We start from the raw sequence: 22639 nt of genomic DNA, 5'->3' as shown, positions 1-22639 counted from the left end.
GACAGGGAGTCAGAATATGAAAAAGTGGTTCACGGGGCGGTCCGATATGCCGTTCGCCCTGTTACTTCTCGCCCCCAGCCTGGTACTGCTGGGGGGGCTGGTGCTCTGGCCAGCGCTGTCGAATATCAAAATAAGCTTCCTGCGTTTGCCGCTTAACCCGAGGCTTGCGCCGCGTTTTGTCGGGCTGGATAACTACCTCAGTATCCTGACCGACAGAGGCTTCTGGCACGCGCTGTGGCTGACGTTCTGGTACACCGCGCTGGTGGTGATCGGCAGCACGGCGCTGGGGCTGGCGGTGGCGATCTTCTTTAACCGCGAGTTTCGCCTGCGTAAAACCGCGCGCTCGCTGGTGCTGCTCTCGTATGTCACACCCTCTATCTCGCTGGTATTTGCCTGGAAATACATGTTCAACAACGGCTACGGCATCGTGAACTGGCTCGGGGTCGATCTGCTGCACCTGTACGACCATGCCCCGCCGTGGTTTGACAACCCCGGCAGCAGCTTTGTGCTGGTGGTGCTGTTCGCCATCTGGCGCTACTTCCCCTACGCCTTTATTTCGTTTCTGGCGATTTTACAGACCATCGATAAGTCGCTGTACGAGGCCGCGGAGATGGACGGCGCCAACGGCTGGCAGCGGTTTCGCATCGTGACGCTGCCGGCGATCCTGCCAGTACTGGCAACGGTACTGACGCTGCGCGCCATCTGGATGTTCTACATGTTTGCCGATGTGTACCTGCTCACCAGCAAGGTCGATATCCTCGGCGTCTACCTCTATAAAACCGCGTTTGCCTTCAACGACCTCGGCAAAGCCGCTGCGATCTCGGTGGTGCTGTTCGTGATCATCTTTGCAGCGATCCTGCTCACCAGAAAACGGGTAAACCTCAATGGCAGCAAATAAACGTTCTCTTAAGCGCATCGGATTTTACAGCGGGCTGGTGGTGTTTCTGTTCGCTACGCTGTTGCCGTTCTTTGTGATGCTGATGACCTCGTTCAAAAGTCCGAAGGAGGCGATTTCGCGGCATCCGACGCTGCTGCCGCAGCACTGGACGCTGGAGCACTACCGGGACATTTTCGACCCGCTGATCTTTCCGTTCCTCACCTATTTTCGCAACAGCCTGGTGGTGTCGGTGATCGCCTCGGCGATCGCAGTGTTCATCGGCATTCTCGGTGCCTATGCGCTGTCGCGCCTGCGCTTCAAAGGGCGCGCCACCATCAACGCCAGCTTTTATACCGTGTACATGTTCTCGGGGATTTTGCTGGTGGTGCCGCTGTTCAAAATCATCACCGCGCTGGGTCTCTACGACACCGAACTGGCGCTGATCGTAACGATGGTGACCCAGACGCTGCCTACCGCGGTGTTCATGCTGAAAAGCTATTTCGACACCATCCCGGATGAAATTGAAGAAGCGGCAATGGTTGATGGCCTTAACCGGCTGCAAATCATCTTTTACATCACGGTGCCGCTGGCGATTTCCGGGCTGGTGTCGGTGTTTGTCTACTGCTTTATGGTGGCGTGGAACGACTATCTGTTTGCCTCCATTTTCCTCTCCAGCGCCAGCAACTTTACGCTGCCGGTCGGCCTGAACGCCCTGTTCAGTACGCCGGATTACGTCTGGGGACGAATGATGGCGGCATCGCTGGTGACCGCGCTGCCGGTGATTGTGATGTACGCGCTGTCCGAGCGTTTTATCAAAAGTGGTCTGACCGCCGGAGGCGTTAAGGGCTGAGGCGGCCATTGTTTAAGGAGAAATGATGAAGAAGTTAATTGCCACAGCACCGCGCGTGGCCGCGCTGGTGGAGTATGAGGATCGTCCTGTCGCGGCAGGGGAAGTGAAAATCCAGGTGCGTTTTGGCGCGCCAAAACACGGCACCGAAGTAGTGGATTTTCGCGCCGCCAGTCCGTTTATCGACGAAGAGTTTAACAGCGAGTGGCAGCTGTTCCGCCCACGTCCGGAGGGAACGGCGCGCGGCATTGAATTTGGTAAGTTCCAGCTCGGCAACATGGTAGTGGGGGATATCGTCGAGGTCGGCAAAGACGTCACTGAGTATCGCATCGGCGAACGGGTTTGCACCTACGGCCCGTTGCAGGAGACGGTGATCGTCAACGGTATCAACAACTACAAGCTGCGCAAGATGCCGCAGGGGGCGCTGTGGCAAAACGCGGTGTGCTATGACCCGGCACAGTTCGCCATGAGCGGCGTGCGCGATGCCAGTGTGCGCGTCGGCGATGTCGTGGTGGTGATCGGACTGGGTGCCATCGGCCAGATCGCCATTCAGCTGGCGAAAAAAGCCGGCGCGGCGCTGGTGATTGGCGTGGACCCCATCGCTCACCGCTGCGATATCGCCCGTCGTCACGGGGCGGATGTCTGCCTGAATCCGATCGGCACCGATGTTGGTCTGGAGATCAAAACCCTCAGCGGCAAGCAGGGGGCAGACAGCATCATTGAAACCAGCGGTCACAGCGATGCGCTGCAGTCCGCGCTGCGCGGCCTGGCGTACGGCGGCACCATCTCTTACGTGGCGTTTGCCAAGCCGTTTACCAGCCTCAATTTTGGGCGCGAGGCGCACTTCAACAACGCGAAAATTGTTTTCTCCCGCGCCTGCAGCGAGCCGAATCCGGATTATCCGCGCTGGAATCGCAAACGCATCGAAGACACCTGCTGGACGCTGCTGATGAACGGCTACCTCAACTGTGAAGATCTGATTGATCCCATCGTCAGCTTCGCCAGCAGCCCTGAAAGCTATATGAAGTACGTGGACCAGCACCCCGAGCTGAGCATCAAGATGGGTGTGACGTTTTAATCAAGGATGAAATGACCATGAAAATCGCAACGCAAAATCAGGCTTTTTTCCCGGAAAATATTCTGGAAAAGTTTCGCTATATCAAGGCTATGGGCTTTGACGGCTACGAAATCGACGGCAGGCTGCTGGTGGACCATCTCGACGAGGTCAAAGCGGCAATAAAAGAGACCGGTTTACCCGTGACGACCGCCTGCGGCGGGTATGACGGCTGGATCGGGGATTTTATTGAGGAGCGTCGTCTGAACGGTCTGGCGCAAATCACCTGCATCCTCGAAGCGCTGGCGGAAGTCGGCGGCAAGGGCATCGTGGTGCCTGCGGCCTGGGGGATGTTTACGTTCCGTTTGCCGCCGATGACCTCACCACGCAGCCTGGCCGGGGATCGGAAGGCGGTGAGCGACTCGCTGCGCTATCTGGACCAGGTGGCAGCGCGCACCGGCACGACAGTGTTTCTCGAACCGTTGAACCGCTACCAGGATCACATGATCAACACCCTGGCGGATGCGCGTCGTTACATCGAGGAGGGCGGGCTGCAGCAGGTAAAAATCATCGGTGATTTCTACCACATGAATATTGAAGAGGACAGCATCGCCGGGGCGCTGCATGCCAATCGCGACCTGCTGGGCCACGTGCATATCGCAGACAACCATCGCTACCAGCCGGGCAGCGGCGCGCTCGATTTCCATGCGCTGTTTGACCAGCTCCGCCAGGACGGCTACAGCGGCTACGTGGTCTACGAGTGCCGCATACGCGCGGATGACCCGGCTCAGGCGTACCGCCAGTCTCTGGCTTATTTACGTGACTGCTGAGAGGCCGCGAGCACATGAATGCAACCCCATCGTCCCCGCTTCGCGTGGCGATAATCGGCGCCGGACAGGTCGCTGACAAGGTGCATGCCGCGTACTACCGCACCCGCGACGATCTGCAGATGGTCGCGGTGTGCGACAGTAGCGAAGCCCAGGCGCAGCAGTTTGCCGGGCGCTACGGTATTCCCCTGGCCTGCACCGACGTGCAGGCAATGCTTGCAACGGCGCGACCCGATGTGGTCAGCGTCTGTTCCCCAAACCGTTTTCACTATGAACACGTCATGCAGGCGCTGGCCGCCGGCTGTCACGTGATGTGTGAAAAGCCGCCGGCGATGACCGTTGAGGAAGCGGATACCATGCGGCGCGCGGCGCGCCATGCCGGGCGCGTGCTGGCCTACGATTTCCACCACCGGTTCGCGCTCGATGCCCTGCTGCTGCGTGAGCAGGTGCAGGCGGGCGTGCTGGGCGAAGTGTATGTCACCATCGCCAGAGCGCTGCGCCGCTGCGGCGTGCCGGGCTGGGGCGTGTTTACCAGCAAAACCCTCTCCGGTGGCGGGCCGCTGATTGATATCGGTATTCATATGCTGGATGCCGCCATGTACGTGCTGGGATTTCCGGCGGTGCGGCGCGTCAGCGCGCACAGCTTCCAGCGCATCGGTAACCGTAAAAGCAGCGGCCAGTTTGGCGTCTGGGACCCGACAACCTTCAGCGTGGAAGATGCGGTATTCGCCACTATCGAGTTTCGCAACGGCGGCATCCTGCGCCTGGATACCTCCTTCGCGCTCAATATCCCCCAGCAGTCGATCATGAACGTGGAGTTTTGCGGCGAGCGCGCCGGGGCCACGCTGTTTCCGGCCCATGTCTATCAGGACGAAGACGGCAAGCTGGTGACCCTGTGCGCACGCGAGGCCGCGGACGACAATCGCCACCTGCGCAGTATGGAGCATACGTCTACTTAACTTACTGAAAAGACTTACTATCCTGCCGATGATCTAACTGCGTGGGGCATGGGTGGGGCAAAGTCAGATAATTTCTGGTTCAGAAGGGCGATCTGTTCAGAGTTGTTATCCGACATCCAGGCACCATAAACCTGATAAACCATCTGCGCATTTGCATGACCCATCTGACTGGCGATAAAGTTAGGATTAGCTCCAGCTGTAAGTGACCAGCATGCATATGTGTGACGCGACTGATAAGCTTTGCGATGTCTGAGGCCGGCACGCTTCATCACCTTATCCCAAATCTTATTGATCGAACCTACCGAGTAATGGCCCGCAACTGAATTCCGCGTGGTCATACTCGGGTTGAACACGAAGGTGCATGGATGTATTTCAGATCTCCCGTACTCCCTCATCTTCACTTCTATTTCATACTGTCTACCGACACGACTGTATAGCGCCTGACTTTTCAGTACATCAACAGCTGGCCCTATGAGGTGGATAACCCTGTCAGTACCTGCATCCGTCTTGGGGAGGGTAAACTCCTTCACCACGGTGTGATTCCTTCTCACCGTTATGGTGCCAGCAGTAAGGTCGATGTCCTCCCATGCCAGGCCACAGAGTTCTCCATGTCGCATGCCGGTATAAACAGCCAGTGACCAGAAGTTCTTAATCTGATCGTGATGGCATGCATCAACGAACCTCAGGAACTCATCCCTCGTTAGTGGGTCTGGCTCAGACCTCGAACGCTTGAGCGCAGTTATCCCATGGAAGGGATTCTTCTGGATGTAGCCACTTGCCATGCCGAACTGGAACATGCCATGGATAATCTTCATGTAGCTGTTTACTGTCGGTACACTCCGGCCCTTCACTGGCGACTTCTGCCAGCGCTTCATATCCTGATAACCGGTCAGCAATTCCTTTCTGATTAGCAGCAAATCCTCGTAAGTGACAGCTGAAGCCAGCTTGTTCTCACCCATCCTCGGAAGCATGCACTTGATGATGGATTTATATCTGTCGAGCGTGTTGTTAGATATCTCCATCGTCTTAAGGTCGATCCACCTTTTGCACAGCTCACCGACTGTAATCTGCCTCATCTCTTCACCAAAGCGAGACAGGTTAGGCGAATCCGGGAAGCGGGCAGGGTAGTCGAAATTTCCTGTCTTTATTTCATAGCAGACTGATGACCTGAGCTCGCCGGCCGTCTTTCTGTTTTTGGGCGTGTCCGGCACCCCAAGGTTTTCCCTAACCCTTGTTCCTTTGTACATAAACCATATGCGGATGCTCCCGCCATGGTTTTCAACGCCTGTTGGATAGGCTGACTTCGCCATATTTCCTCCTGCGTCCAAGAGCGCCATAAGCTTAACCCTTTAAGGCAATCTGAACACCAGGCTGTTTACTTGCCTGTCGCTCGATCCATTCATTGATAGCCTCGCGGTTATACAGGCATTCACTGTTCGGCTTCGGCTCACCGTCTGGTGAAAAATGAATGTACTCGCGTCCCTGCATCCATGACTCTCGACGGGCGCGGCTTATGGTGCCGGGGCGCAGGCCAGTAACGGCGATCAGCTTTTCCTCGGATAGCCATTTGTTAGGCATCAACAGAATAACTTCACTCATGGTTTCCTCCGGGCAAAAAGAAGCCGGCACAGTGGCCGGCAAGACATCAAGGGAAATGAGTAGGTTTTAAAGGTGCTCAGCATCCAACAGGAGACCCAGTGAATCGCACCTCGCTCAAGCGGTTTGCAAATTAATAAAATACTGAGGGTGGATTTCTGTAAATATAATGATATGCCTCCATCGATAAGTTAAGAGCTTTATCTCACTCTGATATGAGTTTAAAGTATCTACGACTTTGAACTACACTAACAATGAAGCAGCCAACAAAAAACAATAGGCTCATATCTTCTGCGTCGTGCCTTCCAAAAAGTGATGCGGCAATAATATTAACTATTAAACACGTAAGGAATAAATATAAAATGAAATATATTACAGCCATTATTCTGCATAATGTTTTATTTGAGCTAATATCAAATAGTTTCGCGATACGATATGTTAGTGGGGAAAAAAGCATTGCAATAAAGCCTGCTATTGTTACCATTAAAACCATAGCAATTGCCATAAGTGGCGCTTTACTTGCGTGATAATAACTTGATTGCATCAAAATTAATGTCCCAGTAATAGCGGCTACTATTGAGCCTGCGATTAACTGTTTAGTGCCCTCAAACATCCTAAATATTGATTCTTCTGTAATCTTCACGGTAAAGTCCATCTTCAACAATAAAAGCAGGAGTATAACAGTTAACGGATTATATTCAACTTTGTTAATTTTCAGTTTATACTGTTAGTGATTCATCGAGAATATATTGTATGTCTCCATAAGTGATTGGTTGATGATAGTCTTTCCACGCTGAGCATAGTACTAAGCACAAGCTTGCGAGGGATAAATAACAATATTAGCTAATAATTATATATTACCTTTTTTGTTTCCCCTTTAACTCAATAATTCTTTGGCATTCCGCACACGTCTGGCAGCCGGGAACGGCAGCGCGCCGCAGCTCAGGTATGCCCTCTCCGCAATCTTCACAATGCTCAGCTGATACTGCGTTTCTGTCGATGCGGTGAGCGGAAAGGGCAGCGTTACGCTGAAGTTCTTCAATCTCTGCTGCGGTATCGATGATGTCCATAGTCAATGCTCCCGGAACTGTCGGTTAATTCGGTTGAAGGTGAACGCCACCAATAAAAAAGGCCGCTTTAGCGACCTGGTGATTCGGTGGAGTAGGGTCATGCCGCCTCGCGCCTGCTGCTATACTCCTCATCCAGTCTCTGCGCCTTAAGCGGATTGCAGATAACTTCACCCCATGGCATAAGCCAGCCGTTAGTTCCGACTATGAATGTAAGTCGGATGCCATTAACTACTATGTCGTCGTGAGCATGTTTCATATCGCCGACTCCAGCTCGTCGAAGTAGAGGCCGGCTTTGATGAAGCCAGCTCGCTTAGATGCCTTATCGATGCATGCCTGTCGCTTGTCCGGGTCAACGTTGAGCAGCGTCTGACGTGTGAACACCTGAGACCTGCCGCGCGGCACCACCACCTTGGCCTTCTTCTCAACCTGATAGATACGGTCTCGCGCGCCGTCATCACGGATAAACCACTCAGTGGCAGAGATGCTCACGACTTTCCCGACACCGATGTATTTGCCGACAACCTTGTTAAATTCACCGATTGAGTAACCAAAAATCGCGCACAGCTCCGTACCGGTTAATGGGCCCTTAGATAGCTGCCATACCATGCGCTCTTTGAGGCCTGTGAACTTACCGACCCTGCCGGGTCGGCGATAGAAGGGGAGTTTTTTCATGATGACTCACTTAATTATCAGCGCAGGCTTGCCTAATTTAATTACGGCGCCAGGCACATCAACGCCAGCTTCAAGTTGGTGCTTGATTGCCAGCTTGTCAGGCTTGATGACGGTGTCGTATTCGACGAACTGGGGTGGGAGAGAAGAGGCGTCGATAATGTCTACCGACTTCGAAGGTGCACGTACCGTTACCTGATGGATACCCGCCTTAAGTGATTTTTTCCCAGCGGTTTCGAGGGAAGTGGCAACATACTCCTTCATGCTCGCCACGCGGTTCTCTGCTGCTTTAGCTCGTTCAGCAAGGCGCTTACTCTCTTCCTTCAGCGCCTCTGAATAAGCGGATTCGTTTTTGCAAATAGCAAGAATCTGCTCAACCTTTGCTTCCAACTCCCACTGAATGCCATCGAGGGTGTCGGCTATCATTTCCGGCTCCATGCCGGAATCAGTCAGCTTGGCGAAATCATTCGCGATTTGATAAAGGGCTGTCATTGAGTAACCTCGTCAAACTTCATTTTGCATTCGCTATAAATGGCCTGAACGTTCTGCTGCAGCTTCATGCCTGCTGTCATCTTGTATGCCGACTGGAAGTGAATTTTCAGATCGTGCATGGTTTGAGCGCGCTCCATCTCATCACACAGAGCCGATACCCTTTCATGCAATTCCTGCTTTCGCTGTTCTTCCGAAAGGATTACTTCGCTTTCTGGCGTATGAGCCATAACTGGCTCCTGATGAATTCCCTCATCTTCATTGATGACGTGGATTGCGTTATCCAGGCGTTCTGCGCGGGGCCAGTACTTGCTGGCTCTCTTAACGATGGTCTTCCGCGCCATCTCCTCCCAGAAGTTCTTCCAGGGGCCATTCTTGGCTTTGCTGGTTGCTTCGGTAGCCTTAATCTCTGCCAGGCTCATCTCTTCCGTCAGATAATCACCATCTGGGGTTTTCACCGTGCAGTAGCCGCCAACCACCTCGCCGCGGTCCCCGAAGGCGTTATATTTGTGAGTAGGCGCAGTATCGAGTCCGTTCGATTCGTATGTGTCGTTTGAGTAGACCAGCTTGCACTGGCCCCACTTGATTGATCCGGTAGCCTGAGCCAGATGAAGAAGGCCCATATAGCTGATATCGAGACAAACCATGCCATCACGAGGAACCAAATAGGCCAGTTTGCTTGCCGGGTTGAGCGTGATGCCGATTGCCGCCACGTTGATGATTGCGTTCTGTGCACTGATGGGGTTGTTGATTGCCGTCTTCGCCAGGAAGTCATTTTTCTGGAAGAGCTGAATGGCAAACTGGCTTTCTTTAGCCCAGGTAATACTCTGGTCAGTAAGAGCGCCGCAAAATAGCGGCTCTTGCTGACGCACGAATTCGATAATGTTGGCGCTCATAAATGAACCTTGTTGAATCAGAAAGGGCAGGCGGGATAAAGGCGATCCCATTCTTTCTCTGCGCGGATATAAGCGATGGCGGACACATAGTCGTTATAGGCCTCTTTGGCCTCGTCACCATGCATCGCTGAAAGTGCCTCGCGAGGTAACGTGAAGCACCCCATGCGCGTCGGTTCATCCGGGAACAGCGCTATAATTTCCTGCGCCCGGTTATCAATCCACGCGTCGCGCTCAACAGTCGCCTGGTGATTGCTCCAGCCCTGTGCTTCGATGTGTTCCTGAACGAGATATGCAGACATGCATCCTCCTGAATTTGAATGTGCAGAGGCCGCCGCGTAATGGCTGCCGGTGTTAAATTGGGGTAGGGGATTACTTGCCGAGGGCTTTGGAGATGGCTGACGTGGCAAGCATCAAGGGATGCTCTTTATCGCAATCTTCAGGTGAGACGCAGCAAACATCTTCCACGTAATCACGCAATTGACGCAGCGCATCAAACATCTCTGGCGCGGCCTGTATGAGCCTTTTATCGGCATCGTTAAATGTCCATCCATCCCCACCGACAATGACCGAGTTATTGCAAAGGACTTTATCTTCCCAGTGCCATGGTCCCGGCTTAAATTTTGGTCCTTCCATCATCATCTCCTCAATGACTTAACCCGTTCCCACGCCCATCGAGATAGACGACGACAAGCAGCTCTTTTGTGTATGTGCGTTCAACGCCGCGATGCAGAAACAGCTTGCCGCGTGAGTTAGCCGACGCAGTCCAGACGCTGTCTTTGTGCTTAACGAGCATTCCGGGCTGAACAGCGCCGCGATTGACTTCCTGTGTGCCGTAATGGTGAGCTGTCATGCCGCTTTCTCCACGAGGTGAGCGAATCCGGCCAAAATCATCTGCTGGCGATTCAGTGTTAGCTTGCTGCGGGGTGCATCAACTTCTACCAGCTGCCACTGATAGCCAGAAGCTAATGCGGTGACGGTGTACTGCTTGCCGTTGTGGGTGACTGTCATGATGCCTCCCGGGCGCGGAGCATTGCGTCAGCAATTTTATATGCGTGGTTAGCGAACAATTCCGGACTATGACCTACGTCGACAATTGCTTGCATAGCTTTAGCTGCGAAGTAATCACGAAGCGTCATGCCGGGGTCTGAGTAGTCTTTAAAGTGATTGGCTTCAATCGTAGGGAATGCCGGTTTTGTATGGTCGTTTTCCATAATCATCTCCTGCGCTTAGGCCGCGCCGCCGAACGTTGATAAAACCTGACATCGCGCTCTTGCGATAATGCGGTGGATAGCCGCGTCATAACTGAGGCATCTCCGTGAAGACGCCTGAGGTATGGGCGATAAAAAACCCGCCGGAGCGGGTCTATTTGATTAGTGAGGCTGCGTATTCAAGGAGGTACAATTTCGGCGCAAGCCAGATTTTTAGCCACGTCATCTTTGTTACTACGCCAATAACCCATACCGCCCAAATACAAAGTACTGCGGCTCCTGGAGCTATCAGGAAGCTAAGCTCTCCTTTGCTGTCCCATACCATAGTGGGGCTGTACTTTGGATTACCCCTGTCCCATGAATATCCTTCGTTGCTGAACTTGCCTATTTCAACTTTTTGGAACTGTCTCTTCACAAACCATAAAATCAGAGGAATAGTTGAAATGGCTATCAACGTCATTATCAGGCTATGCACCATGTTCCAAACCAGTAACTGATTAACAACATCAGGTATTTGCGCCTGGCTAAAGGAAACAGCCGCGTCGATTCCGTTAGCGGCTTTTTGTAGTAGCTCAATGAGTATTTTGTTTGCCTGTTCGTTCATTTTTACCCTCTGCAGTTACCCGCAAAAAAAGGCCGCCTAAGCGACCTGTTTGACCGACCGAATTGTTGTCCACGACACCGAATGTTCTGCCGTCAACTTGAAGTGGCGCTCGCACTCGTGGCATTGATGCTCTTCCTGGCGGGCGTCGTATAATTCATCGGTGGTTATTTCTACCTTACACCACGGGCAGCGAGCTTCGTTTTCGTGCCAGAAATCCATCTCATCATATTCATCGTCAGGAATAATCCTCGCCTCCGCTTCTGCGAGTCGCGCACTATCAAGCTGCTCCTGGCAATCATTGCAGCGCCATCCGCCACTACTCCCCCAAACGGCACCACTGGTAGATTTCGCTGCATGCTCTCTATCAGAGCCACAATCAACACAGACGTCATGCTTATCGCAGCGAACATACGCCCATTCTTTTGGGGTGCCATTGCAATGGTCGCAGCCTTCAACCCAGTGCCAAACCCCATCAATTTCCTTTGAATACCAGCTCTTTTCTGGGGGAGTGATTTCAAAATCGCATTCCTGGATGCATTTCCCACCCTGGATAATTCGCTTTCCGAACATCTGAGTGCTGCCACTTCTGACGCGCTCAATCCCCGAGAAGAGGCGAGGATCGTTTATGACGCCCCGGATAATCTCTCCATCAATTCGTTTGTCCATTGCCTCACCTCAATAAGTTGGTCCCCACCAGGAACCATTTTCATCTATCCATTCACACCACTGGTCAACGGTCCATTTAGATGAATCGGCATCAGGAACGCGGCATGAGTAAAGCCCCTCCCTGTAAAGTCGGCGCTTAGTTTTTTTCAGCATATTGCCCTCAATAAGTTGTTATTAACGCGCTGTGAAATGCTTTGGTCGGTGTGGGCGGTAACCAGCCGCATGAGCTTGGCCCTCTTCACGATTAGGCCGTACTCACTGACCACACCCCAAAACATTCCTTGTAAACCCCCGACTACGCCGGGGGAGTACATCGCAGGTGCTTCATCGAAACACCGCGCCGACCAGATCGATTTAAATTTTCTGAGTTTGTAAGCTCTGCCGTCGCATATGCTCTCCTTGGTTGTTGGTTGATTTGCCGGGTGGCACTCGTAAATGCCACCTGGTAAATCGCTTGTGAGCAGCATTGCCGTTCATCCTGAACCCGCCGCGCTCCCGACGCATGGTTTACTGTCGCGCCGTTCGACTGACCGAATCTCAACTTCGCCGCTGGCTAACTTCGCTCAGCTGTCGATGTGTTGTCTCGATGGGTTCATAATAGACATGCGTATTATTTATAGCAATACGTATTGATATAATTTAATAGCAATTGTTATTAAGTTAATGTTTTTGTGGAATATTTAATTTTGTAAATAGCGGTGCTAATCTGAGGTAAATCACATTGGAGGCTATGAAATGAACGATGAAGAAGCTGGACTGATTCTCAATGCTATAGGGATGGCTGTGGTGGATTTAGTTGCCTCTCAGGTGCCGATCACCAAAGACAACATAGTGGAGCGGCTGGAGCGCAACCGTAAGGCTACAGGCAATGTGATAGGGAAGGGCGCTAACAGGGATGCGGCAGAACTTGTGAGGAAGGGGCAATAAAAACCCGGCGCGGTGGCCGGGAGATTAATCAAATGCAATTTACTACGGCATTGACATCCGTCTCTAAGGCATCTATCTGAGCTTTATTGGCTTGAGTCGCCATGCCGTAGATTGTGTAGCTTTTATGCTGAAGAGTGCTTAAAGGGCATCCTTCGTGGTTTATTATTGCTGCAAGTGTGTTCCCGTCTTTCACGTGCTTAACGCGGTCATCGAGCTGATCATCTGTAAATAGATGAGGATGAGTTTTGAGTAATTCTGTTGTTATTCTTTTAATTTCTTCTGCATGTGATTTAAACGCCTTAGCAGCATCACTTTCATTAGTTCGTGAACGATTCTGGACGAAAAGATGCAGCCTTGGGAATTCGATTTTACTTTGTTTAGCTTCTTTATTGAAATCTAGGAACATTTCATCTTGCTCTGAACTATCGATAGAAACGCCATATATCAATTTAACTAAGTTTTTTATTCCTCGAATAGATGCTGCATCTGCTGTGCAAGGGATGATGACTCTATTAGAGGCGACAACACCCAGCTCAGTGTAGCTCGCAAAGCTTGGATTGCAGTCAATAAAGAATGTTTTGGGTCTGTCTGATATTGCTTTATCCGCTTCAAAAGAGGCGATGAGATCGATCAAGAGAGACCTGCTTTTTTTCCAAGCTTCTTTTACAGGTGATGACCCTATATGAGCAATCAGCCTTGAGCAGATATCAAGGTCAACGTCACCGGGCAACAAATATAAGTTTTTGGGCATTTTAGGATTAACTGAATCAGCTTTTACAAAGTAGGATGATTCGTTACCTAAACGAGAAAGCGGGGAATTACTAAATCTTTCTTTTATATAGCCAGCAATCGTAGTATTCCTTTCCCGAAGTTGGTTTAAGTTCTCCTCACCAACACCGTTACCACCTAAGATAATTTCAGAAACGTTGGATTGCGGGCACGCATCAATGACGACAACATCTTCGTGGTCGTGAGTGATGGCATATTCAACGGCGAGGTTATAAGTTAAAAAAGTTTTCCCGACGCCGCCCTTGTTGTTCCAAATTAAATATTTCTTATTTGTATCAATCATATCATTCGCAACTTCTGAGTTACTCGACATCATAATCTTATCCTAAGTATACTATATTTAAGAATATTTTGACTTCAAAATTACATTCCTAGCCCGATATGATATCAATCGGCGTGTAGCAACTATGCTCCATTCAAAGCATCTGGCCGATCAAACCACCCGCAGATTCGGCCCTAACCAAAGCGCTTATAAGCGATGGTCTGCTTAATCAGAACCTTCGCCATGATATGGAACCTTTCCATGTCGCCATCCTCGATGTACCACTCCTTGTAGCGATCGTTGTCTGACAGCACCAGAAGCTTGTCTTTGTGCATTTGCAGGCGCTTAACGTGGAGAGTGTTACCAAACACGAATACGTAGATACCGTCGCCGTCGAAGCCGCGAATGCTCACGTTAACGAATATCTCATCGCCCGGGTCGATTGTGCCTTCCATGCTGTCGCCACGCACGGTGATGACCTTCACTGACGATGCCGGTATAGATCCGAAGAGGGCGCGACCTTTCTCAGGCGTGTACTCAATGGCGCGAATGGTCTCGATGAAATCGTTAGAGAGCATAGTTCCCGGCCCCGCGCTGGCTTGAACATCAAGTACGTCTACACGATATGAATTGGCTGACTGTTTCTGCGCGACGGGTTCAACATCTTGATCACCGTTCCTCATCGCTCCCTCACCAGTTGAAAGCCACTCAACCCTTACATTAAGGGCGTTAGCTATCTCCACAATCTTTGTCGAGCCCCTGGCATTGCCGTTAGCCAATCTCCAGATAGTAGGTTGAGCAACGCCGGACGCCTTAGCTAAAGCGCCTTGAGTCATTCCGCACTGAGACATCGCGTAGTTTAAGCGATCTGCAAGATTTTCAATTTTCATGGTTTTTAATCTATACGCATGCGTATTACTGGTCAAAACACGTTTTGCTATTGCCAATATCAATACGCATTGCTATTATCCCTATACACCAATACGCAAAGGAATTGGATATGACCAACAAAGTAATCCAGCGAGCAGTCAACATCGCTGGCAGCCAGAAGAAGCTGGCCGACCTCTGCGGTGTTGCTCAGCCAACCGTGTGGCGATGGCTTCACGGAGGTGGAATTGACGCTCGGTACGTAATGCCGATCGTCAATGCAACAGGCGGGAAAGTTAAGGCCGCCGAAATCCGCCCGGACCTGGCAGGGCTACTGCAGGCCAGTTGATTAAACGCTCTTTAACAATCTGGAACCCAATTAAAGCGACGGTAAATCGTTGAATTTAATCCGATATGGGAATTCCCATATCGACGATTACCGTCAAAACCCAATTTAACTAACAGGAATTTATCAAGTGGAGAACACAACAACACGAAACAAGAATCAGGCCCGAAAAATTGAGTCTTGGATTCTGAATCAGATCGCAATGAAAGGCGCCTCGAACGTAGCGAAGGCGATCGGGATGGATAAGTCAGGCATCACACGCTGGAAAGCAGACATGCTTCCGAAGTTTTCAATGCTGCTCGCGGTACTGGAGTGGGGTGTGGTGGATGACGATATGGCGCGGCTCGCTCAGGAAGTAGCGGCAATCCTAAAAAATGAAAAACCCCAAACGAGCGGCAACTCGTTCAGGGCTTAAGACACTGTGTTACGCCAACAAGTATCAGGAGTTAATTATGCCTAAGAACAAGCGTTTTTACCAGGACGAAGTTCATAAGAACGTTATCCGCGGTCGGTTCCTCCGCTCGGTAAGCCCGGTCACGTTTGAAAAGCTGCGTGACCTCCTGAACCAGCACAAAGGCAAGAAGGAGTCAGATCGTGAGTAACGTAGCTTATGACAACGTCACACCATTAAGGCCTCACCTGGAGGTCGTGGAGCGTCAAGTGGCCGATCTCGATGATGGCTATACCCGCATCGCTAATGAGCTGCTGGAAGCGGTTATGGCTGCCGATTTGACGGCTCGCCAGCTGAAGGTTGCTCTGGCGGTGATCCGCAAGACATACGGATTTGGCAAAAAGATGGACCGCATTACCAATACTCAAATCGCACAGATGACCGGTATTCACCACACGCATGTCTGCAAGGCTAAAAACGACATGATTGCGATGCATATCGTTGTTTCATCAGCAAATCAGATCGGTATTAATAAGGTGATTTCTGAGTGGGATTTAAGCATTAGCCGAAACAGCGAAACATTAGCCAAGTCAGCTAATGAAAGTTTAGCCAAAGCAGCTAACGGACATAAGCCAAGTCAGCTAAACACAAAAGAAACTATTCAAAAGAAAGAAATTAACACCCCCTTACCCCCTTCGGAGGTAAGCGAGCGGGATGATAAAAAATCTTCTCGCAGTAAACCTACCCCCTACGAAGCCGTGTTGCAGTGTTACAACGAACTGGCTGAAGGAAAACTACCTCTCGCAGAATCACTGAATACCAAGCGCAAGCGCGACATCAAGCGTCTGTTGAGCGAACTGAAAGAGCCAACCGTTGAAGCAGCATCGCTGTACTTCGAAGCGTTCTTCAGCACTGCCAGACAGTTTTACTTCGGCGATAACGACCGGGGCTGGAGAGCGAGTTTTGATTACCTGCTCCGATCCGACACTCTCATGAAGACCAGAGAGGGTGCGCTATGACTGACATAGTAAACCCAGTCCCGCAAAGCCTTGAAGCAGAGCAAAGCGTTCTCGGCGGCCTGATGCTGGACGACGACAGCAGCTCACGCGTTCAGCAGGTGCTGGCAATCCTCAAGCCTGAATCGTTCTACAGCCGCGCTCACCAGGTGATTTACACCGAAATGCGAGCGATGTACCGCGACCAGAAACCTGTAGACCTGCTGACGCTGTTCGATGCACTGGAAAACAAATCACTCACCGATTCTGTTGGCGGATTTGCATACCTCGCTGAGCTTTCCAAAAACACGCCCAGCGCTGCAAACATCGTCGCGTATGCCTACCGGGTCCGTGAAACCGCAATGGAGCGCTACGGCATCCAGCGCCTGACGGAAGCGACCGAACTGCTTTACGCCCGGAACGGAATGAGCGCCACCGAGAAGTACGAAGCGGTACAGGCCATCTTCACCCAGATGACTGACCACGCTAAGACCGGTAGCCGCCGTGGCGCACGTCCGCTCATGGACGTCATGGAAGACTGGCTGGTTGAGCTGGAAGGACGCTTTGACCCTCAGCAGAAATCGCGAGGCCTTTCCACTGGCATTCAGTCACTCGATGACATGCTTGAACCGAAAGGCCTGGTACGCGGATCGCTTCTGGTTATCGGCGCTCGGCCAAAAATGGGCAAGAGTACGCTGTACAGCCAGCTGGCAATCAACTGCGCGATGAAAGAAGAATTGCCGGCCATTATGTTCAGCCTGGAAATGCCTGATAAGCAGATTTTCGAACGCATGATAGGCCAGCTTTCTGGCTGCAACACGGACATCTTCTACCGTGGCGCAGACAGTCAGGATGAGTTTGCTCATGCAAACGCCCGGGCGCTTCAGATGGCTGAATCCGGCAACCTTTTCATCGACGACACCCCGGGTGCGTCACTCTCTCACATCATCTCTGAAGCCCGCCGCATCAAGCGAGAGAAGGGAAAAGTAGGCATGGTTCTCGTTGATTACCTGACGCTGATGAGCGCCGAGAAAGCCGACCGTAACGACCTGGCTTATGGGCTTATCACAAAAGGCCTCAAGAACCTCGCTAAAGAGCTGGACTGCGTTGTGGTGCTGCTTACTCAGCTCAACCGTGAACTGGAGAAGCGACAGAACAAACGCCCGCTTCCCAGCGACTCACGCGATACAGGGCAGATAGAGCAGGACTGCGATTACTGGATAGGCATTTACCGCGAAGGCGCATACGACGAAAACGCCAACCAGAGCGAAACGGAATTATTGCTACGCCTCAACCGGCACGGTCACTCCGGTGTCGTGTACTGCGAGCAGCGTAACGGCGCTATTTACGACACTGACCAGGCTCAGGCGCGTTCGAGAGCGATCGAGAGAGAAAGTAAGCCCAAGCAAAAAGGAGGCTTCTGATGACAGGCAGACAAGCAATCATGCTGTGGATGAAAAATCACAGCACATTCCGGACTAAAGAGGTCGCCGACGCAATGGGTGTGGAACGCAGCATCGTAACGTCAGCTGCACAGCGCATGACCAGAGAAGGTGAAACAGTCGTTGTTCACCGCAAATGGCATGACAACACCTACCGCCTGACCACCGATGAAGAGCGAGCAAAGTTTGGCCCGCTAACCGGCATCAACGTTATCTGCGCTGAGTGCCGTAACAGTCCGGTGATGAAACGAATATTAACGGTATACGGGAGAGCATCAGCATGAGTCGTCACATTGAGATTTCAAATGCTGCACTGGTATTCACCGATGCATCAACAGGCCAGGGCTATATCCGCACATTGAATGAATGGGAGGCAAAACTGGTATCTGCTCAACTCGCAGCGCTGGACGATGGTGAGCTTAACGCCATCCCTGTGCAGCCGGTAGAAATAAAACGCATGGGGGCCAAGCAATGAGCGAACTAAAGCCGGGAAATGTTTATATAGAAGTTTCACACAACCAGTTGGGTGGCCTATCACTTTGCGTCAGCAATGATTCCGGTGGTTATCGCATCGCCGGTGCGAAGGTTGGTGGCTGCGAGACATTGGAATCATTCGAGGTAGACGCAGAAGAACTTATCGCTCAGATTCGCGAGCATATGGCGGAGAGTGCAGCATGAGCATCGACAAAAAGGCGCTACGAGATGTGGCGGAGAAGGCAACTGGAGCGCATGACCGTCTCAGCGTTATGCCAGCAGACGATATATTCGATATTTCACAGCATGAAGGCACTCAGCTTGATGCAGACATCGCCGCCGTTAACGTGTTTAACGAAGCCGCCAACCCCGATGCCGTGCTGGCGATGCTGGATGAGCTGGAAGCCAAAGAGAAGCGCATCGCAGAGTTGGAGGTGAAGCTCGAAACAGCCGACAAATTGCAAGACAGCGCGTTTCGTCATGGTCTTCAGCATGGCTTCAGTTTAGGGCAAACAGATAATCAGTCTGGATTCGAGCAAGCCATCCAGGCGTATGGGCGGCAGTGGAAAGGAGAGTGAGTATGAAATACGAAATCCCGGAATCAGAAGATATTGAATGGCAGCAGGATATGCTCCGTGAAATAGACAGCTCCCTTGACGTCTTGCGTGATGAGCATGAGCACGCAGTGGTGGTGGAAGAAATCATCAATGATATCACCGCGAGAATAGCATCACTCCGCGCCTACTCTGGATACTGAGGACTAACCCATGACCAAATTCACCAAAGAGCGTCTTGAAGAAATTCATGCCGAATATTCCAGACCAAATCACAGTAAATCCTTCAGCGTGAAGGACGTCGAAATTGCAGAAATGGCCCGCCGCCTGCTTGCCGCCGAAGCGCAGGAGCCGGTGGCCGAAGTAGTGCTAGGGGAGCAGGACGATGAGGGGTGCTATCCGCGCGCTTACGTCAAGTGCCTTGCTGGCGATGGTTGCGCTGATTGGGATAACTTCCCGGACGGTTTCAAGCTGTATGCCGCCCCGCAAGCAGCGCAGCAATTGCAGTTGCCGGAAGCCCTGATTCCCTATCCATCAAATGACAAAGAACAGATAGCGTATAACGCTGGGTGGAACGCCTACCGCGCCGCCATGCTGAAGTCAGCGCAGCCAGTGCAGGTGCCGGATGGCTGGAAGCTGGTGCCTGTTGATCCGACAGAGACGATGCTGGCTGCCGCAGGAGATATCGTTATTCTAAACGCCGATGAAGCATTAAGTGCCTATAAGGCCATGCTGTCCGCAGCACCGCAGCACCGCAGCCGGAGACTGATTAATGCCTTCATTCATCACTTATATCTTCGCTGCAGCATGGATAGCCGACGCCATTAAATCACTACTGTGAACTAAGCCCCGAAAGGGGCTTTTTTGTTGCGGGACGTTTTGATAATTATCTGCTCATACGTCATAATTGGGTTGTCAGCCTGAACAACTGACAACCTGAGCATCGCGCCGCAATGGGGACATTATGGCGCACACACAATCTGAACTCCTCACTCTGTCACAGATGCTGAAAAGCACCTGCGATTTTCTGCATTCTGCGTTACCTTTCGGAGGTGGCGTATGAACTTCCCAAAAGACGGCATCCGCCTGCATACCACTAACTTTGACGCAATAGGACAGCAACTGAAGCCGATGCTTGAATCAGGAGAATGCTATCGCCTGATTATCAAGCCATGGCGTGAAACCCGCAGCCTTTCGCAAAATGCCATGGCCCATATGTGGTTTGGTGTCATCAGCGAATACCTCATCAAGCGCGGCAAGTCCTTCGCTACTCCTGATTGGGTTAAGGACGCACTGAAGCACACCTATCTCGGCTATGAAACCACAGAGCGCGTTGACGTTGTCAGTGGCGAGGTAACTTCTGTTCAGTCACTGCGCCACACCTCGAAACTGGAAGCCGGTGAGATGCACATCTTCCTGTGCAAAGTGGAAGCGTGGGCGATGAATATCGGCTGCCACCTGCCGATCCCTGAAAGCAGCGAATATCAGCAGCTGCGCGATAATCAGGAGGCATGATGCATAGCCCTCTCGTTAAAGTCATCGAGCGTGCAATCTTCCGCATTCCAGCGCGCCGACGCAAAGCTGCGCCTTCACCTTCAGAAATCCCAACCCTCAAGGGCTACACCGCCCGTCTCGTCGATCAGAAATGGCTGCGACTCGCGGCACGGAGGAAACATGCTTAAGGGAATCCTGTTCTGCCTCGCTATTTACCTTGCCTACAAGTGGGGTTGGGTTTCAGCACACCACGTGGTCGCCGAAGAGTGCCGTCGAAATGGTGGTTTCTTCGTCGGTAAGACCACATTCAAGTGCTCGGAGGTGAAGAAAGATGGCTAAACCTGCGCGCCGCAAATGCAAAGTATGTGGGGAATGGTTCCACCCAGCGTACTCAAATATCGTCTGGTGCAGCCCTGAGCACGGCGCTATCTACGCTCTCGAACTTCGCGCCAAAGAGAAGGTGAAAGCCGAGGCTAAGCGCATCAAGGCCCAGCATGAGGCTGAGAAGGAAGGCCGTAAGCGTCGCCGTGCCAGAATCGCAGAGTTGCGCCCCACGGGTTACTACAAGGCGCAGGCGCAGCAGGCTTTCAATGCCTTCATCCGGGCTAGGGATGCCGATCTGCCGTGTATCAGCTGTGGAGAGGCCAACCCTCCAGATCTGCATGGCGGCCAATGGGACTGTGGTCACTTCAAAACAGTCGGCGCTAATCCTGAGTTGCGCTTTGAAGAGCGTAACGCCCATAAGCAATGCAAATCATGTAATGCAGGCGCAGGGAAGTACACCGCAAAAGAATCGACGGTAGCTCAGCAATACGAGGCGGGCTTAGTCGCTCGTTATGGGCAGGAGTACGTCGATTGGCTCAATGGCCCCCACGAAATGACCAACTACCGCCGCGAAGACTACATCCGAATTCGCGACGAATACCGGGCAAAGCTCAAATCCATGAAGCAGGAGGAAGCAGCGTGAACGTTCAAAACACTATCGCATTGCTGGAGATGTTCAGGGGCAGAAACGTCTCAGCTGTTCGCACTCCTGCAGGTGTCATTTTCATGGGAGTTGCAAACCTATCCCCAGAAGAGAAGAAGCGCCTCCTCTCAATCCCACAGATGGAACTGGAAGCAGCGTTACGGTGGCAGCAATGACCAGACACCAGATAGAGCAGTACGAGCGCGAAAGCGTCCTCCGTGGCGGCTTCAGATTCGATGGTGGTCGCAACCCCGGAGACGAGACAGCACAGCAGATTATCCGCAATAGTGAGCGCCGCAAGGCAGAGACAAAAAAGGCAGCAGGAGAGATGGTATGAAACTGGAACTTACCTCAGATCAACACCGTTGGATTGATGGCCAGCTCCAGTTATGGGGCGCATGGGTGCAGACCGGCCGCATCGACAAATCCATGATTAATATGATCGCCAAGTTTATGGCAACCGTCGAGCCTCAGCAGTGCAGCCGACCTGTATGCAGCGATGATGACGGCATGCTGATCAGCCAGGTCATCGGCAGTCACCTGAAGGCAATCGACGAGAACGCCTACAAGATGCTTTTGGCCTATTACGTGTACCAGTCGAGCGAAATTCGCATTGCTACCTGGCAGCATGCAATCGCATGTCCGCGCCTGATGAAGACGCGAGGCGGAAACCAGTATAAGAAGCCAAGCATATCAACAGTGCGGCGTGAAGTGAAAGAAGTGATCAACGCTGCACTGTTTTGCCTTTACCAGCCGATGCAAAATGCGTTCATCGTTCGCGATAATGCGAAGAAAATCGCAAAAAAAGTTCATTACTCGCTTGCTTTTCAATGAACAAATGAGCAGAATAAATCGTATATGTTGCCATCAATGTGTGTGACATAAGAAATTAAAGCCTCGCATCTGCGGGGCTTTGTCGTTTCTGGGCCGGAAGCTCATTTGGTATGAGCGGTCCCCTCATAAGGGAAGTGTAGACAGGTTCGAATCCTTCACGGCCCACCAAATTTTGGAACTCTGGCGTAGATGGTTCGCGCGGATGCCTGAAGAGCATTAGGAGATGGTTCGATTCCATCGGGTTCCACCAAATAAGCCGGTCTAGTTCAGTGGCAGAACGGCAGCCTTGTAAGCTGCGCGTCAGAGGTTCGATTCCTTTGCCCGGCACCAAACCCCAGCCAGGGTATCTTCGGACACAGATCCGACATTGCCTTACCCTCACATTACGCCGCATGGCGTTTTCAGCGCCGTTGGATTTCCCCATCTTCCAGAGTCACGGCGCTTTTTTATTCTCAATACGCAGCCGGAAAGCCTCATGGATATAAGCACAATCTCAAGCATTGGTGCTGCTATTGCTGCAACTGGTGCGGGCGTC

At 51.9% G+C, this 22639-nt stretch carries 37 protein-coding genes, 2 tRNA genes and 1 pseudogene; 23 read left to right on the top strand and 17 right to left on the bottom strand.

All coding sequences use genetic code 11. The features are described from left to right. Positions 1–16 precede the first annotated feature (16 nt). The 5 genes and pseudogenes from ET34_RS0118610 to ET34_RS0118590 form a co-directional block, all read left to right on the top strand. On the top strand, positions 17–898 hold the full coding sequence (locus ET34_RS0118610) for a carbohydrate ABC transporter permease (protein ID WP_031524566.1): 882 nt from the start codon (positions 17–19) through the stop codon (positions 896–898). Continuing rightward, a complete protein-coding gene (locus ET34_RS0118605; RefSeq protein WP_031524564.1) occupies positions 885–1727 on the top strand; it encodes a carbohydrate ABC transporter permease in 843 nt (280 codons plus the stop codon). The genes ET34_RS0118610 and ET34_RS0118605 overlap by 14 nt, the downstream gene beginning before the upstream one ends. Before the next feature lie 25 nt (positions 1728–1752). Further along, entirely contained in the window at positions 1753–2802 is a 1050-nt protein-coding gene (locus ET34_RS0118600) for a zinc-binding dehydrogenase (RefSeq protein WP_031524562.1), read from the top strand. 17 nt (positions 2803–2819) lie between these two features. Continuing rightward, on the top strand, positions 2820–3608 hold the full coding sequence (locus ET34_RS0118595; protein WP_031524561.1) for a sugar phosphate isomerase/epimerase family protein: 789 nt from the start codon (positions 2820–2822) through the stop codon (positions 3606–3608). Between the two features lie 14 nt (positions 3609–3622). After that, a pseudogene (locus ET34_RS0118590) lies at positions 3623–4549 on the top strand (Gfo/Idh/MocA family protein); the annotation flags it as partial. Positions 4550–4581: 32 nt separating this feature from the next. Here ET34_RS0118590 and ET34_RS0118585 read toward each other — a convergent pair. The 15 genes from ET34_RS0118585 to ET34_RS22630 form a co-directional block, all read right to left on the bottom strand. Beyond that, positions 4582–5874, bottom strand: a complete 1293-nt coding sequence (locus ET34_RS0118585) for a tyrosine-type recombinase/integrase (RefSeq protein WP_031524557.1) — start codon at positions 5872–5874, stop codon at positions 4582–4584. Between the two features lie 31 nt (positions 5875–5905). Further along, positions 5906–6163, bottom strand: coding sequence for an excisionase family protein (locus ET34_RS0118580; RefSeq protein ID WP_031524555.1), 258 nt, complete (start codon positions 6161–6163; stop codon positions 5906–5908). A gap of 202 nt (positions 6164–6365) precedes the next feature. Continuing rightward, a complete protein-coding gene (locus ET34_RS22635; RefSeq protein WP_152548420.1) occupies positions 6366–6803 on the bottom strand; it encodes a hypothetical protein in 438 nt (145 codons plus the stop codon). Between the two features lie 214 nt (positions 6804–7017). Next, positions 7018–7230 carry a TraR/DksA family transcriptional regulator gene (locus ET34_RS0118570; RefSeq protein ID WP_031524553.1) on the bottom strand — a complete coding sequence of 71 codons (213 nt, stop codon included), beginning with the start codon at positions 7228–7230 and terminating at the stop codon, positions 7018–7020. Positions 7231–7327: 97 nt separating this feature from the next. Next, complete coding sequence (locus tag ET34_RS0118565; RefSeq protein ID WP_031524551.1) at positions 7328–7486, bottom strand: DUF1317 family protein; 159 nt, start codon at positions 7484–7486, stop codon at positions 7328–7330. Next, the gene (locus ET34_RS0118560; RefSeq protein ID WP_031524550.1) at positions 7483–7902 is read right to left on the bottom strand and encodes a hypothetical protein; all 420 of its coding nucleotides are present in this window, start codon (positions 7900–7902) and stop codon (positions 7483–7485) included. The genes ET34_RS0118565 and ET34_RS0118560 overlap by 4 nt, the downstream gene beginning before the upstream one ends. A 6-nt stretch (positions 7903–7908) precedes the next feature. Next, complete coding sequence (locus ET34_RS0118555) at positions 7909–8391, bottom strand: siphovirus Gp157 family protein (protein WP_031524548.1); 483 nt, start codon at positions 8389–8391, stop codon at positions 7909–7911. After that, positions 8388–9284, bottom strand: a complete 897-nt coding sequence (locus ET34_RS0118550; RefSeq protein ID WP_031524546.1) for a RecT family recombinase — start codon at positions 9282–9284, stop codon at positions 8388–8390. The genes ET34_RS0118555 and ET34_RS0118550 overlap by 4 nt, the downstream gene beginning before the upstream one ends. 17 nt (positions 9285–9301) lie before the next feature. Further along, complete coding sequence (gene gamL / locus ET34_RS0118545) at positions 9302–9583, bottom strand: host nuclease inhibitor GamL (RefSeq protein ID WP_031524545.1); 282 nt, start codon at positions 9581–9583, stop codon at positions 9302–9304. A gap of 70 nt (positions 9584–9653) precedes the next feature. Then, positions 9654–9917 (bottom strand): hypothetical protein, encoded by a 264-nt coding sequence (locus ET34_RS0118540; protein ID WP_031524543.1) that lies wholly within the window; start codon positions 9915–9917, stop codon positions 9654–9656. A 10-nt stretch (positions 9918–9927) separates the two neighbouring features. Further along, positions 9928–10134 (bottom strand): phage encoded cell division inhibitor protein, encoded by a 207-nt coding sequence (locus ET34_RS23135; protein ID WP_031524541.1) that lies wholly within the window; start codon positions 10132–10134, stop codon positions 9928–9930. Continuing rightward, positions 10131–10292, bottom strand: a complete 162-nt coding sequence (locus tag ET34_RS22800; RefSeq protein ID WP_169738133.1) for a hypothetical protein — start codon at positions 10290–10292, stop codon at positions 10131–10133. The genes ET34_RS23135 and ET34_RS22800 overlap by 4 nt, the downstream gene beginning before the upstream one ends. Next, a complete protein-coding gene (locus ET34_RS21135) occupies positions 10289–10495 on the bottom strand; it encodes a hypothetical protein (RefSeq protein WP_035891763.1) in 207 nt (68 codons plus the stop codon). Before ET34_RS21135 ends, ET34_RS22800 begins: the two co-directional genes overlap by 4 nt. Before the next feature lie 151 nt (positions 10496–10646). Continuing rightward, entirely contained in the window at positions 10647–11096 is a 450-nt protein-coding gene (locus tag ET34_RS0118520; protein ID WP_031524539.1) for a hypothetical protein, read from the bottom strand. A gap of 36 nt (positions 11097–11132) precedes the next feature. After that, the gene (locus tag ET34_RS22630; RefSeq protein WP_152548419.1) at positions 11133–11762 is read right to left on the bottom strand and encodes a hypothetical protein; all 630 of its coding nucleotides are present in this window, start codon (positions 11760–11762) and stop codon (positions 11133–11135) included. A 735-nt stretch (positions 11763–12497) separates the two neighbouring features. Here ET34_RS22630 and ET34_RS0118500 point away from each other — a divergent pair. Further along, positions 12498–12689: a hypothetical protein gene (locus ET34_RS0118500; RefSeq protein WP_031524533.1), complete on the top strand. Its 192-nt coding sequence runs from the start codon at positions 12498–12500 to the stop codon at positions 12687–12689. Between the two features lie 28 nt (positions 12690–12717). Here the strand turns inward: ET34_RS0118500 and ET34_RS0118495 are convergent, their stop codons facing one another. Next, the gene (locus ET34_RS0118495; protein WP_031524532.1) at positions 12718–13794 is read right to left on the bottom strand and encodes a ParA family protein; all 1077 of its coding nucleotides are present in this window, start codon (positions 13792–13794) and stop codon (positions 12718–12720) included. A gap of 140 nt (positions 13795–13934) precedes the next feature. Then, positions 13935–14630, bottom strand: a complete 696-nt coding sequence (locus ET34_RS0118490) for an XRE family transcriptional regulator (protein WP_031524530.1) — start codon at positions 14628–14630, stop codon at positions 13935–13937. A gap of 110 nt (positions 14631–14740) precedes the next feature. Between ET34_RS0118490 and ET34_RS0118485 the strand changes: the two genes are divergently transcribed. The 17 genes from ET34_RS0118485 (at position 14741) to ET34_RS0118380 (ending at position 22434) form a co-directional block, all read left to right on the top strand. Next, positions 14741–14956: a helix-turn-helix domain-containing protein gene (locus ET34_RS0118485; RefSeq protein ID WP_031524528.1), complete on the top strand. Its 216-nt coding sequence runs from the start codon at positions 14741–14743 to the stop codon at positions 14954–14956. A gap of 127 nt (positions 14957–15083) precedes the next feature. Then, the gene (locus tag ET34_RS0118480) at positions 15084–15368 is read left to right on the top strand and encodes a CII family transcriptional regulator (RefSeq protein WP_031524526.1); all 285 of its coding nucleotides are present in this window, start codon (positions 15084–15086) and stop codon (positions 15366–15368) included. 37 nt (positions 15369–15405) lie between these two features. Further along, complete coding sequence (locus tag ET34_RS22795) at positions 15406–15555, top strand: hypothetical protein (RefSeq protein ID WP_169738132.1); 150 nt, start codon at positions 15406–15408, stop codon at positions 15553–15555. Further along, positions 15548–16363 carry a replication protein gene (locus ET34_RS0118470; RefSeq protein WP_031524524.1) on the top strand — a complete coding sequence of 272 codons (816 nt, stop codon included), beginning with the start codon at positions 15548–15550 and terminating at the stop codon, positions 16361–16363. The genes ET34_RS22795 and ET34_RS0118470 overlap by 8 nt, the downstream gene beginning before the upstream one ends. After that, positions 16360–17763: a DnaB-like helicase C-terminal domain-containing protein gene (locus ET34_RS0118465; RefSeq protein ID WP_031524522.1), complete on the top strand. Its 1404-nt coding sequence runs from the start codon at positions 16360–16362 to the stop codon at positions 17761–17763. Before ET34_RS0118470 ends, ET34_RS0118465 begins: the two co-directional genes overlap by 4 nt. Beyond that, on the top strand, positions 17763–18065 hold the full coding sequence (locus tag ET34_RS0118460; RefSeq protein WP_031524520.1) for a hypothetical protein: 303 nt from the start codon (positions 17763–17765) through the stop codon (positions 18063–18065). Before ET34_RS0118465 ends, ET34_RS0118460 begins: the two co-directional genes overlap by 1 nt. Further along, a complete protein-coding gene (locus ET34_RS0118455; RefSeq protein WP_031524518.1) occupies positions 18062–18256 on the top strand; it encodes a hypothetical protein in 195 nt (64 codons plus the stop codon). Before ET34_RS0118460 ends, ET34_RS0118455 begins: the two co-directional genes overlap by 4 nt. Further along, entirely contained in the window at positions 18253–18459 is a 207-nt protein-coding gene (locus tag ET34_RS0118450) for a hypothetical protein (protein WP_031524517.1), read from the top strand. The genes ET34_RS0118455 and ET34_RS0118450 overlap by 4 nt, the downstream gene beginning before the upstream one ends. Continuing rightward, a complete protein-coding gene (locus ET34_RS0118445) occupies positions 18456–18833 on the top strand; it encodes an ead/Ea22-like family protein (protein ID WP_031524515.1) in 378 nt (125 codons plus the stop codon). Before ET34_RS0118450 ends, ET34_RS0118445 begins: the two co-directional genes overlap by 4 nt. 2 nt (positions 18834–18835) lie before the next feature. Beyond that, the gene (locus tag ET34_RS22790) at positions 18836–19012 is read left to right on the top strand and encodes a hypothetical protein (RefSeq protein WP_169738131.1); all 177 of its coding nucleotides are present in this window, start codon (positions 18836–18838) and stop codon (positions 19010–19012) included. Between the two features lie 10 nt (positions 19013–19022). After that, a complete protein-coding gene (locus tag ET34_RS21330; RefSeq protein WP_031524513.1) occupies positions 19023–19637 on the top strand; it encodes a hypothetical protein in 615 nt (204 codons plus the stop codon). A gap of 231 nt (positions 19638–19868) precedes the next feature. Next, complete coding sequence (locus ET34_RS0118425; protein ID WP_031524511.1) at positions 19869–20324, top strand: YbcN family protein; 456 nt, start codon at positions 19869–19871, stop codon at positions 20322–20324. After that, the gene (locus ET34_RS22155; protein ID WP_035891759.1) at positions 20324–20491 is read left to right on the top strand and encodes a NinE family protein; all 168 of its coding nucleotides are present in this window, start codon (positions 20324–20326) and stop codon (positions 20489–20491) included. Before ET34_RS0118425 ends, ET34_RS22155 begins: the two co-directional genes overlap by 1 nt. Positions 20492–20634: 143 nt before the next feature. Beyond that, positions 20635–21270: a recombination protein NinG gene (locus ET34_RS0118410; protein WP_031524509.1), complete on the top strand. Its 636-nt coding sequence runs from the start codon at positions 20635–20637 to the stop codon at positions 21268–21270. A 333-nt stretch (positions 21271–21603) separates the two neighbouring features. Beyond that, positions 21604–22104: an antiterminator Q family protein gene (locus tag ET34_RS0118395; protein WP_031524507.1), complete on the top strand. Its 501-nt coding sequence runs from the start codon at positions 21604–21606 to the stop codon at positions 22102–22104. 174 nt (positions 22105–22278) lie between these two features. Further along, positions 22279–22354: transfer RNA gene (locus ET34_RS0118385), tRNA-Phe, on the top strand. 5 nt (positions 22355–22359) lie between these two features. Next, positions 22360–22434, top strand: a tRNA-Thr gene (locus ET34_RS0118380). The last annotated feature ends 205 nt before the right edge of the window (positions 22435–22639 follow it).

Origin of the sequence: Siccibacter colletis, assembly GCF_000696575.1 — a bacterium.
GTDB lineage: Bacteria > Pseudomonadota > Gammaproteobacteria > Enterobacterales > Enterobacteriaceae > Siccibacter > Siccibacter colletis.
The sequence above is the reverse complement of the archived record's forward strand: the minus strand, read 5'-3'. Positions and strand labels throughout refer to the sequence as shown.

What these genes read in the sequence shown, in the direction of transcription:
- ET34_RS0118610 (WP_031524566.1), top strand. Translation starts at nt 17, where the DNA reads ATGAAAAAGTGGTTCACGGGGCGGTCCGATATGCCGTTCGCCCTGTTA.
- ET34_RS0118605 (WP_031524564.1), top strand. Translation starts at nt 885, where the DNA reads ATGGCAGCAAATAAACGTTCTCTTAAGCGCATCGGATTTTACAGCGGG.
- ET34_RS0118600 (WP_031524562.1), top strand. Translation starts at nt 1,753, where the DNA reads ATGAAGAAGTTAATTGCCACAGCACCGCGCGTGGCCGCGCTGGTGGAG.
- ET34_RS0118595 (WP_031524561.1), top strand. Translation starts at nt 2,820, where the DNA reads ATGAAAATCGCAACGCAAAATCAGGCTTTTTTCCCGGAAAATATTCTG.
- ET34_RS0118585 (WP_031524557.1), bottom strand. Translation starts at nt 5,874, where the DNA reads ATGGCGAAGTCAGCCTATCCAACAGGCGTTGAAAACCATGGCGGGAGC.
- ET34_RS0118580 (WP_031524555.1), bottom strand. Translation starts at nt 6,163, where the DNA reads ATGAGTGAAGTTATTCTGTTGATGCCTAACAAATGGCTATCCGAGGAA.
- ET34_RS0118570 (WP_031524553.1), bottom strand. Translation starts at nt 7,230, where the DNA reads ATGGACATCATCGATACCGCAGCAGAGATTGAAGAACTTCAGCGTAAC.
- ET34_RS0118565 (WP_031524551.1), bottom strand. Translation starts at nt 7,486, where the DNA reads ATGAAACATGCTCACGACGACATAGTAGTTAATGGCATCCGACTTACA.
- ET34_RS0118560 (WP_031524550.1), bottom strand. Translation starts at nt 7,902, where the DNA reads ATGAAAAAACTCCCCTTCTATCGCCGACCCGGCAGGGTCGGTAAGTTC.
- ET34_RS0118555 (WP_031524548.1), bottom strand. Translation starts at nt 8,391, where the DNA reads ATGACAGCCCTTTATCAAATCGCGAATGATTTCGCCAAGCTGACTGAT.
- ET34_RS0118550 (WP_031524546.1), bottom strand. Translation starts at nt 9,284, where the DNA reads ATGAGCGCCAACATTATCGAATTCGTGCGTCAGCAAGAGCCGCTATTT.
- gamL (WP_031524545.1), bottom strand. Translation starts at nt 9,583, where the DNA reads ATGTCTGCATATCTCGTTCAGGAACACATCGAAGCACAGGGCTGGAGC.
- ET34_RS0118540 (WP_031524543.1), bottom strand. Translation starts at nt 9,917, where the DNA reads ATGGAAGGACCAAAATTTAAGCCGGGACCATGGCACTGGGAAGATAAA.
- ET34_RS23135 (WP_031524541.1), bottom strand. Translation starts at nt 10,134, where the DNA reads ATGACAGCTCACCATTACGGCACACAGGAAGTCAATCGCGGCGCTGTT.
- ET34_RS22800 (WP_169738133.1), bottom strand. Translation starts at nt 10,292, where the DNA reads ATGACAGTCACCCACAACGGCAAGCAGTACACCGTCACCGCATTAGCT.
- ET34_RS21135 (WP_035891763.1), bottom strand. Translation starts at nt 10,495, where the DNA reads ATGGAAAACGACCATACAAAACCGGCATTCCCTACGATTGAAGCCAAT.
- ET34_RS0118520 (WP_031524539.1), bottom strand. Translation starts at nt 11,096, where the DNA reads ATGAACGAACAGGCAAACAAAATACTCATTGAGCTACTACAAAAAGCC.
- ET34_RS22630 (WP_152548419.1), bottom strand. Translation starts at nt 11,762, where the DNA reads ATGGACAAACGAATTGATGGAGAGATTATCCGGGGCGTCATAAACGAT.
- ET34_RS0118500 (WP_031524533.1), top strand. Translation starts at nt 12,498, where the DNA reads ATGAACGATGAAGAAGCTGGACTGATTCTCAATGCTATAGGGATGGCT.
- ET34_RS0118495 (WP_031524532.1), bottom strand. Translation starts at nt 13,794, where the DNA reads ATGATGTCGAGTAACTCAGAAGTTGCGAATGATATGATTGATACAAAT.
- ET34_RS0118490 (WP_031524530.1), bottom strand. Translation starts at nt 14,630, where the DNA reads ATGAAAATTGAAAATCTTGCAGATCGCTTAAACTACGCGATGTCTCAG.
- ET34_RS0118485 (WP_031524528.1), top strand. Translation starts at nt 14,741, where the DNA reads ATGACCAACAAAGTAATCCAGCGAGCAGTCAACATCGCTGGCAGCCAG.
- ET34_RS22795 (WP_169738132.1), top strand. Translation starts at nt 15,406, where the DNA reads ATGCCTAAGAACAAGCGTTTTTACCAGGACGAAGTTCATAAGAACGTT.
- ET34_RS0118465 (WP_031524522.1), top strand. Translation starts at nt 16,360, where the DNA reads ATGACTGACATAGTAAACCCAGTCCCGCAAAGCCTTGAAGCAGAGCAA.
- ET34_RS0118460 (WP_031524520.1), top strand. Translation starts at nt 17,763, where the DNA reads ATGACAGGCAGACAAGCAATCATGCTGTGGATGAAAAATCACAGCACA.
- ET34_RS0118455 (WP_031524518.1), top strand. Translation starts at nt 18,062, where the DNA reads ATGAGTCGTCACATTGAGATTTCAAATGCTGCACTGGTATTCACCGAT.
- ET34_RS0118450 (WP_031524517.1), top strand. Translation starts at nt 18,253, where the DNA reads ATGAGCGAACTAAAGCCGGGAAATGTTTATATAGAAGTTTCACACAAC.
- ET34_RS0118445 (WP_031524515.1), top strand. Translation starts at nt 18,456, where the DNA reads ATGAGCATCGACAAAAAGGCGCTACGAGATGTGGCGGAGAAGGCAACT.
- ET34_RS22790 (WP_169738131.1), top strand. Translation starts at nt 18,836, where the DNA reads ATGAAATACGAAATCCCGGAATCAGAAGATATTGAATGGCAGCAGGAT.
- ET34_RS21330 (WP_031524513.1), top strand. Translation starts at nt 19,023, where the DNA reads ATGACCAAATTCACCAAAGAGCGTCTTGAAGAAATTCATGCCGAATAT.
- ET34_RS0118425 (WP_031524511.1), top strand. Translation starts at nt 19,869, where the DNA reads ATGAACTTCCCAAAAGACGGCATCCGCCTGCATACCACTAACTTTGAC.
- ET34_RS22155 (WP_035891759.1), top strand. Translation starts at nt 20,324, where the DNA reads ATGCATAGCCCTCTCGTTAAAGTCATCGAGCGTGCAATCTTCCGCATT.
- ET34_RS0118410 (WP_031524509.1), top strand. Translation starts at nt 20,635, where the DNA reads ATGGCTAAACCTGCGCGCCGCAAATGCAAAGTATGTGGGGAATGGTTC.
- ET34_RS0118395 (WP_031524507.1), top strand. Translation starts at nt 21,604, where the DNA reads ATGAAACTGGAACTTACCTCAGATCAACACCGTTGGATTGATGGCCAG.